9 protein-coding genes and 2 tRNA genes are annotated in these 12,060 nt (G+C 75.1%); 3 read left to right on the top strand and 8 right to left on the bottom strand.

Going from position 1 to position 12,060, the window contains the following annotated elements:
- Window positions 1-48: 48 nt before the first annotated feature.
- Complete coding sequence (gene hemC, locus OH807_RS15165; protein ID WP_406198721.1) at window positions 49-984, top strand: hydroxymethylbilane synthase; 936 nt, start codon at window positions 49-51, stop codon at window positions 982-984.
- Window positions 985-1,087: 103 nt separating this feature from the next.
- Here the strand turns inward: hemC and OH807_RS15160 are convergent.
- Together OH807_RS15160 and OH807_RS15155 are read right to left on the bottom strand one after the other, a co-directional pair.
- Window positions 1,088-1,161, bottom strand: a tRNA-Lys gene (locus OH807_RS15160).
- Window positions 1,162-1,229: 68 nt separating this feature from the next.
- Window positions 1,230-2,138, bottom strand: a complete 909-nt coding sequence (locus tag OH807_RS15155; RefSeq protein WP_406198719.1) for an NADP-dependent oxidoreductase — start codon at window positions 2,136-2,138, stop codon at window positions 1,230-1,232.
- 241 nt (window positions 2,139-2,379) lie between these two features.
- Here OH807_RS15155 and OH807_RS15150 point away from each other — a divergent pair, with 241 nt between their 5' ends.
- Window positions 2,380-3,963: a Na+/H+ antiporter gene (locus OH807_RS15150; protein ID WP_406198716.1), complete on the top strand. Its 1,584-nt coding sequence runs from the start codon at window positions 2,380-2,382 to the stop codon at window positions 3,961-3,963.
- 203 nt (window positions 3,964-4,166) lie between these two features.
- Window positions 4,167-5,843, top strand: coding sequence for a glucose-6-phosphate isomerase (gene pgi / locus OH807_RS15145; RefSeq protein WP_406198713.1), 1,677 nt, complete (start codon window positions 4,167-4,169; stop codon window positions 5,841-5,843).
- A 124-nt stretch (window positions 5,844-5,967) separates the two neighbouring features.
- Here the strand turns inward: pgi and OH807_RS15140 are convergent.
- The 6 genes from OH807_RS15140 to OH807_RS15115 form a co-directional block, all read right to left on the bottom strand.
- Window positions 5,968-6,041, bottom strand: a tRNA-Lys gene (locus OH807_RS15140).
- Window positions 6,042-6,205: 164 nt separating this feature from the next.
- A complete protein-coding gene (locus OH807_RS15135) occupies window positions 6,206-6,757 on the bottom strand; it encodes a bifunctional DNA primase/polymerase (protein WP_406198711.1) in 552 nt (183 codons plus the stop codon).
- 269 nt (window positions 6,758-7,026) lie between these two features.
- Window positions 7,027-7,434, bottom strand: coding sequence for a hypothetical protein (locus OH807_RS15130; RefSeq protein ID WP_406198708.1), 408 nt, complete (start codon window positions 7,432-7,434; stop codon window positions 7,027-7,029).
- 267 nt (window positions 7,435-7,701) lie between these two features.
- Window positions 7,702-9,063: an AAA family ATPase gene (locus OH807_RS15125; protein WP_406198706.1), complete on the bottom strand. Its 1,362-nt coding sequence runs from the start codon at window positions 9,061-9,063 to the stop codon at window positions 7,702-7,704.
- Window positions 9,060-10,748: a hypothetical protein gene (locus OH807_RS15120; protein ID WP_406198703.1), complete on the bottom strand. Its 1,689-nt coding sequence runs from the start codon at window positions 10,746-10,748 to the stop codon at window positions 9,060-9,062. Before OH807_RS15120 ends, OH807_RS15125 begins: the two co-directional genes overlap by 4 nt.
- A complete protein-coding gene (locus OH807_RS15115) occupies window positions 10,745-12,007 on the bottom strand; it encodes a hypothetical protein (RefSeq protein ID WP_406198701.1) in 1,263 nt (420 codons plus the stop codon). Before OH807_RS15115 ends, OH807_RS15120 begins: the two co-directional genes overlap by 4 nt.
- Window positions 12,008-12,060: the final 53 nt, after the last annotated feature.

The following is a 12,060-nucleotide window of genomic DNA, read 5'->3' as shown; positions in this document are numbered from 1 at the left end:
GCCGCCCGGCATGCCGGATCGCGGCGGCTGACGGCCTATCATCGCCGCATGCCGACGCCAGAGTTGATCCGCATCGTGTCCCGCTCCTCGCCCATGGCGCTCGCCCAGGTCGAGCGAGTCCGGGCGGAACTCGCCGCCCTGCACCCGCAGGTGCGGACGGAGGTGGTCCCGGTGACCACCTCCGGGGACCGCTGGATGGGCGACCTCGCCCGGCTCGGCGGCAAGGGCGCCTTCACCAAGGAGGTGGACGCGGCCCTGCTGGCCGGCGAGGCGGACCTCGCCGTGCACTGCCTCAAGGACGTCCCGGCCGACCGCCCGCTGCCGGCCGGCACGGTCTTCGCCGCCCACCTGCGCCGCGACGACATCCGCGACGCCCTCGTCGACCCCGCCGGCCGCACCCTCGACGAGCTGCCGGCCGGCGCCCGGATCGGCACCTCCTCCGTCCGGCGCCGGGCCCAGCTCGCCGCCTCCCACCCGCACCTGGCGTGCGTGCCGATGCGCGGCAACGCCAACAGCCGGCTGGCCAAGCTGGCGGCCGGCGAGGCCGACGCCCTGCTGCTCGCGGTCTCCGGGCTGGAGCGGATCGGCGAGCAGGCGCGGATCAGTGAGATCCTCACGCCGGAGGCGATGTGCCCGCCGATCGGCGCCGGCATCCTCGCGCTGCAGTGCCGCGAGGACGACGCCGCCACCATCGAGGTGGTCACCGGCCTCGGCGACCGGCCGACCTGGCGCGAGGCGAGTGCCGAGCGGATGTTCCTGCACGTCCTCCAGGGTCACTGCAACTCGCCGATCGCCGGCTATGCCAAGGCCGAGCCGGACGGCCGGCTCTCGCTGCGCGGGCGGGTCTTCTCCCCGGACGGCAAGCAGGTCCTGGACGCCCACGAGTGGGCCGGCTCGCTCACCCCGGAGGACCTCGGCACCGCGACCGCGCTGGCCCTCAAGCGGCAGGGCGCGTCCGAGCTGATCGCCGCCGTCCCGCACTGACGCGGCGGGGCGCCCGGTGCGCGGGCGCCCCGCGCGTCCGCGCTCCCGGGAGCGGAAACGCCGGAAGGCCCCCTGCTCTCGCAAGGGGCCTTCCGGCTGTCGGTGCGCCGCCAGGGACTCGAACCCCGGACCCGCTGATTAAGAGTCAGCTGCTCTAACCAACTGAGCTAGCGGCGCCTGCTGACCTGGAGAACATTACCTGGTCAGCGGCCGAAACTCACAATCGGGCCCGGGTGCCCCGGCCGTCACGGGGTGAGGACCACCTTGCCGCGGACGTGGCCGCCGCCGACCAGCCGGTGCGCGTCCGCGGCCCGCTCCAGCGGGAAGGTCTCGGCGACCTCCAGGCGGAGCCCGCCCGACTCCCAGAGCCCGACCAGCTCGGCCAGGCGCTCGGCCGTCCGCGGGCCGCGCAGCGCGCGCAGGCCGAGCCGCCCGGCGGTGGCGTAGTCGACGATGGTGCCGATCCGGTCCCGGTCGGCGACCAGGCCGAGGGAGGCCTCCAGGGCGCCGCGTCCGGCCGCGTCGAAGGCGGCGTCCACGCCCTGCGGCGCCACCGCCCGGACCCGGTCCGCCAGCCCCTCGCCGTACGTGACCGGGATCGCCCCGAGCTCGCGCAGGTAGTCGTGGTTGCGCTCGCTCGCGGTACCGATCACGGTGGCGCCCCAGGCCCGGGCCAGCTGGACGGCGATCGTGCCGACCCCGCCCGAGGCGCCGTGCACCAGGACGGTCTCGCCCCGGCCGACCTTCAGCTCGGTGAGCGCGACGTGCGCGGTCTGGCCGGAGGCGGAGAGCGACCCCGCCTGCTCCCAGGGCATCCCGGCCGGCTTGGCGACCAGCTGGGAGGCGGGCACCGTGACGTACTCCGCGTGGCTGTGCAGTACCCGGAAGCCCAGCACCTCGTCACCGACCTGCCGGCCGGAGCTGCCCTCCCCGAGCTGGTCGACCACCCCGGCGAACTCGTTGCCCGGGACGGCCGGCAGCTCGACGGTGACCCCCGGCGGCGCCCAGCCCTCCCGGACGGCCAGGTCGGCGGGCTGCACCCCGGTCGCGTAGACCCGGACCCGTACCTCGCCCGGTCCCGCGGTGGGGGTGGGCAGTTCGGTCACGCGCAGTACCTCGGGGCCGCCGAACTCGGGAACGGTGACTGCCTTCATGGGAGGAGCTCCTGCCTGTCTGCCGGTCGTCGCGCTGTCCCGTCGATCATCGAATGTGAAGTCCGCTTGAAGTCAACCCCCGTCGGGCGTGTCGGGGCAGTTGGGCGCATTGTCAGATTTATCCTGAGCGGCGGCCCCGGCCGCGCCCTCCGGGCCGCCCGTGCGGCCCGTCCGCCGCCCGTCCGTTCGCCGGTTCGCCCGCCCGTCCGCCGCCCGTTCGTTCGCCGAGAGGAACCTCCCCGTGGGTCAGCTGCCGCTGCTCTTCCTGGTGCTGCTCGCCTCCGTGGTGACCATGCCGCTCGCGAGCCGGACCGGCGTGCCGCAGCCGGTCCTGATGACCCTGCTCGGCATCGTCATGGCGCTGGTGCCGCAGATCCCCGACATCGCGATCGACCCCGAGCTGATCCTCCCGCTCGTCCTCCCGCCGCTGATCTTCGCCGTCGCCCGGCGCTCCTCCGTCCGCTACTTCAAGGCGAACATCCGCTCCATCCTGCTGCTCGCCGTCGCCCTGGTGGTGGTCACCACGGCCGCGGTGGCCGGGGCCGTGCACTGGCTGCTGCCCGCCCTGCCGGTGGCCGCCGCCATCGCGGTCGGCGCCCTCGTCTCCCCGCCCGACCCGGTCGCCGCCGTCGCGGTGGCCGGCAGCGTCGGCCTGCCGCGCCGGCTGGTGGCGATCCTGGAGAGCGAGGGCCTCTTCAACGACGTCACCGCGATCGTGATCTACTCGCTGGCCATCGACGCGGTGGTCGGTGGCGACTTCTCGGCCGGCCACGCGGTGCTCCGCTTCGTCCTCTCGGCCGTCCTCGCCGTGGTCATCGGCGTCGCGCTCGGCTGGGTCAACACCAAGCTCGCCGACCTCCTGGAGGACCCCACCCAGCAGGTCGCGCTCAACCTGCTGGTCCCGTTCGCCGCCTACAGCCTCGCCGAGGAGATCCACGGCTCCGGCGTGCTCGCCGTGGTGGTCTGCGGGCTCTACCTGGCCGAGCGGGCCGCCGACGCCGACGCCGTGGCCTACCGGCTGGTCGGCAACGCCTTCTGGGAGATCGTCGAGATCCTGATCACCGGCGTCGCCTTCGGCCTGATCGGCCTGGAGCTGGCCACCGTCCTCAAGGAGGCCGGCAACGGCTGGACCGGCATGCTCGGCGACGCGGCCGTGGTGATCGCCGTCGTCGTGGTGGTCCGGCTGCTCTGGCTGCTGCCGGCCGGCTGGCTCTCCCGGCGGCTGCGCTCCGGCGACGAGGAGGACACCCCGATCAGCTGGCGGGAGAGCGTGGTGCTCTGGTGGTCCGGGATGCGCGGGGTGGCGACCGTCGCCCTGGCACTGGCCATCCCGCTCACCGTCGACTCCGGCGCGGCCTTCCCCGAGCGCGGCCGGCTGGTCTTCGTCGCCTTCAGCGTCGTCCTCTTCACCCTCCTGGTCCAGGGCCTCACGCTGCCCTGGCTCGCCAAGACGCTGCACCTGGACATCGACCAGGACCGGCACGAGCAGCAGGTGCGCCAGCTCTGGTGGCGGGCCGCCAAGGCCGGGCTGGAACGGCTCGGCGAGCTGGAGGAGGAGGACAACCTGCCCGCCGAGGTCGCCGACCGGCTGCGGGACCGTCAGCACGACCGGCTGGCCCGGCTCTGCCCGGAGAAGTACGCCGAGGAGGAGGCCGCCGAGGCGAAGCTGCGGCTCACCCAGTGGCGCGCCGCGCACAGCGTCGAGCAGGAGATGATCGCCGCCTCCCGGCGCGAGATGCTGACCGCGCGCAGCGAGTTCGGCGCCGACCCCGAGCTGGTCGACCAGGTGCTGCGCGGGCTCGACCTGCGCTCCGAACGGAAGTGACGAGGCGTCCGGCGGCGGCTCCCGGCGGCGCCGGCCGAGCGTCGACGAACGGAATGTGCGGGAGCGGGTCCGACGTTGCATAGGCTGACCCCGGGCAGGCCGTCAACGGAGTCGGCGCACCGCCAGTACCCGCACGACCTCGCGAACACCCTCCCGCCTGGCCCTGCCGGTATCTGCACCCAGATGAATCGAGGAGCCAACCGATGTCGGAGACCCGTGCCGACGCCCGTACCCCGCTGAGCCGCACCCCGCTGGACCGCACCCCGCAGTGGGCCGCCCTCGGCAAGCACCGGGCCGCCCTCGGCGAGACGCACCTGCGCGAGCTGTTCGCCGCCGACCCGGAGCGCGGCCGCCGCTACACCCTCCAGGTCGGCGACCTGTACGTGGACTACGCCAAGCAGCTGGTCACGGACGAGACGCTGACCCTGCTGCGCGAGCTCGCCGCCGCCACCGGCGTCGCCGAGCTGCGTGACGCCATGTTCCGCGGCGACAGGATCAACACCACCGAGCAGCGCGCCGTGCTGCACACCGCGCTGCGCGCCCCGCGCGACGCCGTCGTCGAGGTCGACGGCGAGAACGTGGTGCCGGCGGTGCACGCCGTGCTGGACAAGATGGCCGCCTTCTCCGAGCAGGTCCGCAGCGGGGAGTGGCGCGGCCACACCGGCAAGCGGATCCGTGCCGTCGTCAACATCGGCATCGGCGGCTCCGACCTCGGCCCGGCCATGGCCTACGAGGTGCTGCGCTCCTTCGCCGACCGCGAGCTGGAGGTCCGCTTCGTCTCCAACGTCGACGGCGCCGACCTGCACGAGGCCGTCCGCGACCTCGACCCGGCCGAGACGCTGTTCATCGTCGCGTCCAAGACCTTCACCACGATCGAGACCATCACCAACGCGGTCTCGGCCCGGACGTGGCTGCTCGCGGGCCTGGGCGCCGGCACCGAAGCGGTGGCCAAGCACTTCGTCGCCCTCTCCACCAACGCCGAGGGCGTCGCGGAGTTCGGCATCGACACCGCCAACATGTTCGAGTTCTGGGACTGGGTGGGCGGCCGCTACTCGTACGACTCGGCGATCGGCCTCTCGCTGATGATCGCCATCGGCCCGGACGCCTTCCGCGAGATGCTTGACGGCTTCCACCTCGTCGACGAGCACTTCCGCACCGCCCCCGCCGAGGAGAACGTGCCGCTGCTGCTGGGCCTGCTCGGGGTCTGGTACGGCGCCTTCTTCGACGCCCAGGCGCACGCGGTGCTGCCGTACTCGCACTACCTGTCGAAGTTCACCGCCTACCTCCAGCAGCTGGACATGGAGTCCAACGGCAAGTCGGTGGACCGCGACGGCAACCCGGTGGGGTGGCAGACCGGCCCGGTGGTCTGGGGCACCCCCGGCACCAACGGCCAGCACGCCTACTACCAGCTGCTGCACCAGGGGACGAAGGTCATCCCGGCGGACTTCATCGGCTTCGCCGAGCCGGTCGCCGACCTGCCGCCCGCCCTGGTCGCCCAGCACGACCTGCTGCTCGCCAACTTCTTCGCCCAGACCCAGGCGCTGGCCTTCGGCAAGACCCCGGAGGAGGTGGCGGCGGAGGGCGTGCCGGCCGAGCTCGTCCCGCACAAGACCTTCCACGGCAACCACCCGACCACCACCGTGCTGGCCGCCGCGCTGACGCCGTCGGTGCTCGGCCAGCTGGTCGCGCTCTACGAGCACAAGGTGTTCGTGCAGGGCGCGATCTGGAACATCGACTCCTTCGACCAGTGGGGCGTCGAGCTCGGCAAGGTGCTCGCCAAGCGGATCGAGCCGGTGCTGCTGACCGGTGACGGCACCGACGCGCTGGACAGCTCCACGGCGGAGCTGGTCGCCCGCTACCGCTCGCTGCGCGGGCGCTGAGGCCCCGGCTGTCCGGTCGGGTCGCCCGCCACGGCGGGTGGCCCGACCGCGCGGCCCGGCCGCCTTCCTGTCCTGGAAACGCCGGAAGGCCCCTTGCTCTCGCAAGGGGCCTTCCGGCTGTCGGTGCGCCGCCAGGGACTCGAACCCCGGACCCGCTGATTAAGAGTCAGCTGCTCTAACCAACTGAGCTAGCGGCGCCTGCTGACAGAGAAAACTGTAGCAGCGGGGCCCGGCCCGGCCAAAATCGAATACCTGAGGCCCCCGGCCCGCGCCGGGGGCGTCGGCGCGGCCGCCCGGCCCCCGGCTTCGTACCCGGCCCGGCGCCTTGTTGGCTGCGGGGCCGGGCCCGTCCGGCCGGGAGGTCAGCCGGTCGGCAGGGCCACCGGCTCGCTCCGCTCGACCGGCTCCCGGACCGCCCGGACGCACGCCCAGAGCACCACCGAGGCGCCCGGCAGCCACGGCTCCCGGCTGTCCGGGGCGACGATCCAGCGCCCGGCGCCCAGCCCCGGGGAGTCCGGGCTGTTCACCATCCGCTGCACCGGGGGAACGGTCACGGCGTCGCCGCGGCCGTGGCAGAGCAGCGGCGGGACGTCGCGGGCCCACTCCTCCCAGGCCAGCAGGCGGCGCAGCCGCGCCGCCGTGCCGGGCTGGACGAAGAGCAGGGTGCGCCCCCGGTAGACGGCGACCGGACCGCAGCCCGGCCCGGAGGTCCACAACTCGTCCAGCACCCGGCGGCCGAACAGCGACGGCATGCTGATCACGTCGAAGGTGCGCCCGCAGGGCAGCACCGAGGGTGCCCACGGGCGTGACTCCCAGAGGGCGCGCATACTGCGCGGGTACTCACTGGCGGAGGCCAGCCAGGCCTCCCCGGCCACGGTGACGTACTCCACCGACTGATACGTCCAGATGTCCACGGACAGCAGCCTGCGGTGTCCGGAGCGTGGCCGGGAGGGAAAGACCTGTTTGCCGGACAGCGGAACGGGGAGCGGCGTACCCTGCCGCGGCGCATATGCCAATGGCGAGATCGGTGGTGCGGCGGGGTGGCCCGGGACGGGTGTTCCGGGTGGGGCGGTCGGTCGGGGCAGGTCGGGGCCGGCTGGGGCAGGTCGGGCCGGGTCGGGCCGGGACAGGCCGGGGCGCCGGGGCTGCGGGGGGTGGAGGTGCGCGGGCCGGTCGGGCCCGGTCAGCCGTCGTGGCGGCGGGGCTGGATCAGGCTGCGGCCGTACTCGATCATCTTGGCCGCGTAGTCCGCGGTCCAGTCCGCCCGTTCCGCGATCTCGGTGTCCGAGAGCGCGTCGAACCGTCGGGTGTCCGCCAGCTGCGCGGCGGCCACCGCCTGGAAGTCCGTGGCCCGCTCGGCGGCAGCGCGGAAGGCCAGCGCCAGCTCGGTGGAGCGGCGCAGCAGCTCCGCCGGGTCGTCGATCGACTCCAGGTCGAAGAAGCGCTCGGACTCCGGCTCGGCGGCCTGGGGTTCGAACAGCAGCTGAACGGGGCGCCGCCGCTGGGCGGGCGCCTCACCGGCGCCTGCGCCCCGACCGGCCGCCGCGGTCGAACCGCTCGGATCGGACGCCTGGGCGTGGGAGTCGGGCATGGACGGACACCTCCGGGTGCTCGATGGGGGCGGACGACGGCCGCCGGGGAACGGCGCCGCCCGGTCGTGACCGCCGTCCATTGTCTCGCGGCGGTAGCCGGTAACGGAACGGTGCGAGCCCGGGCGCTATTCCCGTGCTGCGCGCCGGGGGCGTGATCCCGGCGCCGCCGGGTGCCGGACGCCGCACGGAGGGCTCCGCATCACCGTCCGTCACGGGCTCTCACCCGTGGTCGCGGCGGCGGCCCCGACCGGCGCCGGCGGCCCGGGTCAGAGCCGGACGCGGTGCCCGGCGAGGTGGTGCAGCACCTGGTGATTGGCCTCCCAGCCGTCGGGGAACTTGACCGAGACGCCCAACTGCACCGGCTCGGTGGACGGATGCTCGTCCAGCAGATCGGCGATGCCGGCCCGGGCCACCACGATGCAGGCGTGCCGGTGCCGGGAGGCGAGCACGCAGAGCCGGCCCGTCTCCAGGTGGAAGGCGGTCGCGTCCGGCCGGCCGGAGAGCGGGTGCAGCACCACCGTGACGTCGTACTCGCGGCCCTGCAGCCGGTTGGCGGTGTCCACCGTCACGGCCGGTCCGGCCGTCGGATCGACCGGGACGCCGGCCTTGACCAGCGCGGCGCGGACGGCCGCCGCCTGGTCCCGGTGGGCCGTGCCGACGGCGATCCGGCCCGCGGTGAGCGGCGTCGAGCCCTGCTCGGAGTGGGCCGTCAGCCGGCGGTCGAGCAGCCGGCGGACGATGGCGGCGACCGCCGCCACGGCCTGCGGATCGGTCCGCACGGTGTGCCGGGCGGGTAGCTCCAGCAGCGCCCAGCCGTGCTCGGCCGCCCGGTCGACGGCCGCGTCCAGCGCCGTGCCGTTCGGCCGGACCGCGGCGGTGAGCCGGCGGTCGTCCGGCCCGGTGCCGGAGCGGAACGGCGTGTACGGGTAGAACGCGGCGGAGATCAGCGGTGCCGCGGTGGCCGGCAGCCGCCAGGAGACCGGCAGCCGGTGCGGCTCGATCTGCGGGTTGTGTGCGAGCAGCGTCACCACCGCGCTGCTCGACGGGTCGTACGACAGGCCCGCCCACTGCTCGGTGCCGACCACCGTGAACGGGTCCAGCTGGCCCGGGTCGCCGACGAACAGGGCCCGCTCGAACAGCCGGGCCACGGCGAGCAGTGCGTCCGACCGCATCTGGTAGGCCTCGTCGACGATCGCGTGCCGCCACGGCGCCTCGGCCTTCACCCACTGCCACTTCGCGGCGGTCGAGATCACCACGTCCTGCTCGGCGAGCTCGGCCACCTTGCTGGAGGGGGTGACGTTGGCGTGCCGCAGCACCTCGGGGCCCGGCCGGGAGTCCGCGGCGTGCAGCCGGCCGATCGTCAGGTCCGGTGCCTTCTCGGCCAGCCGGTCGACCAGGTCGTCCACCTGGCCGTTGGTCTGGGCGACGATCATCAGGCGCTCGCCGGCGGCGACCAGCTCCCGGGCGGCCCGCACCACCAGGGTGGACTTGCCGGCTCCGGGCGGGGAGTCCACCACCACGCCGCGCGGGGCGCCCGGCGCGGGGCGGACGGTGGCCTCCAGGATCCGCGCCACCGCCGCGTCGGCAGCCGCGCCGGGGGCCTGCTCACTGCTCGTCTGCTGGGTCACTCCCACTCCTCGAAGGCTGCGGATCCGGCGGTGGAGGCGGTGGCAGAGGCGGTGGAGGCGGCGGGCGTGGACAGGGACAGCGCCGGGGGCGGGGCCGCCGCCGCGCCGGGCGGGCCGCCGTGCGTCCACGGGGTGTCGTCCGGATCCGGCAGCGGAGCGGACTGGCGGACGGTCAACTCGAAGAGCGTGAAGGTGATCCGCTCGCCCGGCTCGGGCAGGCTGCCCGGTTCGGGCTCCTTCTTCCGCCCCATGCCGGAGAGCAGCCGCAGCGTGACGGTGCCGTCGTCCGGGTCGACGGCGGCGATCTCCGCCTTCTGCGGGCCGGGCGTCTCCCCGGTCGCCGAACGGGCGGGCTCCCGCACGCGGTACGCCTCCCGGCCGAGGTCGGCGTGCGGACGGTCGCTCGTCCGGACCGTCACCAGCGGGCGCGGCTTGGGGGAGCGGCCCGTGGTGTCGTAGTCCGGCACCACCTCCGTCACCACGCCGGAGAACGCCTCGCCGGACAGCCGGTGCTCGGCCATCGCGAGCGGGTCGTCCAGCGCCTCCTGGACGTCCAGCCGGGCCTGTTCGCGCTCGCGCTGGGCGAGCTTGCGGGCCGCCGTCACGGCGTCGTCCTGCCGGGGCTGCGGCGGCTCCCCGGCCGTCAGCCGGTCCCGGTGGCCGGTGTAGGACCAGCGGTCGCCCGTCCAGCGCTCCTCCAGGTGCCCGGCCGGCGGCAGGGCGCGCAGCAGGTCCAGGCCGGTCCAGACGTCGTGCCAGGCGGGCAGCATGACCTGCCGCAGCACCGTCCGGAGCTGCTCGACGGCGGTGCGGACGGCGGCCCGGGCCGGCCCGGCGGCACCGCCGTCCGGGCCCTCGGCGCTGTGCAGCAGGGCCGCGGCCGCGGCGTCGTACCGGGCGATCGCCGGGCCGAGCACCAGGTCGTCGAAGCGCGGGTCGGTGGCCGGGCCGGCCGGCGGGTGGAGCAGCTGGCCGCGGTCGTCCCGGGCGGACTCGGCCAGTTCGGCCGCCCCGGCGCCCGAGAGGCCGGGCGGTGGGAGGTGCCAGGCGAGCCGGGCACCCAGGTGCTGGTCCTCCAGGTGGCTCTGGCCGGTCGCCCAGTGCCGGGAGAGCAGGCCGGTCATCGGGAGCAGCATGCTGCTCCCGGGCACCTGGGCCCGGTCGGTGAGGTGGGTCAGCCAGCGGCCCAGCAGCGGCACCCGGGCCGGCGCCGGGTACGGGCCCGGCTCGGCGTCCTCGATGGTGCGGCGGAACCGGGTGGAGCGCCCGATCAGCGCGAGGTGGTGCACACCCGCGCTGTTCGGCACCAGCAGCTGCGGCGCGTCGGTGCACAGCTCGCGGAAGACCTGCGTCTTCTCCCCGGTCTCCTGGTCCTTCTCGGAGCCCTCGATCTGCTCCACCTCGGTGCCGAAGGACTCCAGGTAGGGCAGCAGGTCGGCGGCCAGCTCGGCGAGGAAGTCGAAGCGCAGGGTGCGGTTGAGCGGCTGCGGGACGATGTGCAGCCGCGGCGCCGACCGGTCGGTGCCGAGCAGCACGGCCAGTGGCGCGCCCGCCTCGCCCGCGGCGGTCAGCGGGACGAGCACCATCGGGCGCTCGGAGAGGTGCCGGTGGCGGACGGTGGCCAGCGGCTCGGCCCGCCCGCTGCGGACGGCCTCCAGCCGGGCGAGGGTGCCGAGCAGGCTCATTCGGCACCCCCCGGGCCGGCCGCCACCGGGGCGCGGCCGAGCGCCTCGGCGCGGAGCGCGGCGGCGTACGCCAGCCGGGCGGCGGCCTCGTCGGTGTCGGCGCCGTGGTGGTGGTCGGCGCCGGCGGTGAAGCTGTCGTCGGCCCCGGTGCCCTTCTCGGCCGCGGCCAGCGCCCCGGTCACCGTCCGGATGCTGCCGAGCTCGCCGCGCACACCCCGGCCGAGCTGCTCGACCCGGTCGTCGCACCGGGCCCGCGCACGGCAGTGGAAGCCCAGCTCGCAGGTGGAGAGGCAGTCCGGGCTGTAGGCGGCGGGCACCGCCTCGACCGAGGCGGTCAGCTCCTCGGCGGACCGCGGCGGCCGGCCGTCGGCGGAGGGTTCGAGGTCGAAGCCGACACCCGGCGGCAGCGCGTCCAGCAGCCGGCCGATGCCGGTCATCCGGCTCAGCTGGCGGCGGGTGGTGGCCAGCTCGCGGCGGACGTCCACCGCGACGGCCGTCGGCCGGTTCCCGAAGTCCTTCGGGCAGACCAGCAGCACGCTCAGCCACGGGCTGCCCGGGAGCCGCTGCTCGGCGTACGGGTCCTGCTCCACCGGCCGGCCTGCCAGCGCGGCGGCCGTCTCCTGGAGCGCCAGCACGTAGACGGCCGCCTGGCGGGCGGCGGCGCCGACCTTGGCCGGATCCGCGCTGCCGTCCAGCACCGGGAAGGACTTGATCTCGACCACGATGCACCGCCCGTCGTGCACCACGACGGCGTCCGGCTCCAGGTAGGCGGTGCTGCCGGCGACACCGAGCCGCAGCAGCGGGTGGTCCAGCAGGGTCCAGGCGGTGGGATCGGCGGCGGCCTCGGCCAGCGCGGCCGCCGTCCGCTCGGCCCGGACCGCCGGGCCGGAGCTGCGCAGCAGGTCGGGCACCGCGAGCGGGGCCCCGTCCTCCGACGGGAGCCCGAGGTGGTGGCGGAGCGGCTCCAGCAGAGCCGCGTAGCCGTCCTGCTTCAGCCGGGACTCGAAGATCACGCCGCGCGCGAGGGCGAACGGGGACTGCCCGAACGGCGCGGGGCGGCCGAGGCGGGCGGCCAGGGCCGTTTTGTCGACCCCCGCGGCGTCGAGCACGGCGCGGCGGTGGCAGCCCGGATTGGCGGCGAGCGCGGCGAGGGAGCGGGCGTTCAGGCTGCGCTGCGGCGCCGGACCGCGCAGCTCGGCGAGCCGCTGGGCGAGCGGCTCAAAGTGCCCGCTGGGCGGGACGTTCGTCGAGACGTTCATGGTGCGGCCCAGTGTCGCATCCGGGTCCGACAATCCGGCCCGGCCCGGCCAAC

The sequence above is a fragment of the Kitasatospora sp. NBC_01560 genome (assembly GCF_045208415.1).
Taxonomy (GTDB): domain Bacteria; phylum Actinomycetota; class Actinomycetes; order Streptomycetales; family Streptomycetaceae; genus Kitasatospora.
Note: the sequence above shows the minus strand (reverse complement) of the source record. Positions and strands in the feature narration are given on the sequence as shown.